This is a genomic window from Actinoplanes sp. ATCC 53533, from assembly GCF_003947245.1.
The window spans coordinates 1-537 of the sequence record NZ_QHHV01000680.1 but is presented as its reverse complement, the minus strand read 5'-3'; the positions used below and the strand labels follow the sequence as shown (position 1 = coordinate 537).

At 67.4% G+C, this 537-nt stretch carries 1 protein-coding gene; it reads left to right on the top strand.

Going from position 1 to position 537, the window contains the following annotated elements; translation table 11 throughout:
• The coding region (locus tag DMB66_RS60610; protein WP_305028469.1) for a carboxyl transferase domain-containing protein at positions 1-537 on the top strand (537 nt) is incomplete at both ends.

The window sequence follows — 537 nt, the reverse complement described above, 5'->3', positions numbered from 1 at the left end:
GATCGGCTGCCCGATCATCGGCATCAACGACTCCGGCGGCGCCCGCATCCAGGAGGGCGTCGTCGCGCTCGGCCTGTATGCCGACATCTTCTTCCGCAACGTCCGGGCCAGCGGCGTCATCCCGCAGATCTCGCTGATCATGGGCCCGTGCGCGGGCGGCGCGGTGTACTCCCCGGCGATCACCGACTTCACGGTGATGGTCGACCAGACCTCGCACATGTTCATCACCGGCCCGGACGTCATCCGCACGGTCACCGGCGAGGACGTCGGCATGGAGGAGCTGGGCGGAGCCCGCACGCACAACTCCCGCAGCGGCAACGCGCACTACCTGGCCAGCGACGAGGACGACGCGATCGACTACGTGCGCGCGCTGCTGTCGTACCTGCCCAGCAACAACCTGGACGAACCGACCACCTTCGACCTGCCCGCCGACCTCGCGCCGAGCGAGGTTGATCTTGATCTGGACAAGCTGATCCCGGACTCGGCGAACCAGCCCTACGACATCAAGCGGGTGGTGGAGGCCGTCGTCGACGACTT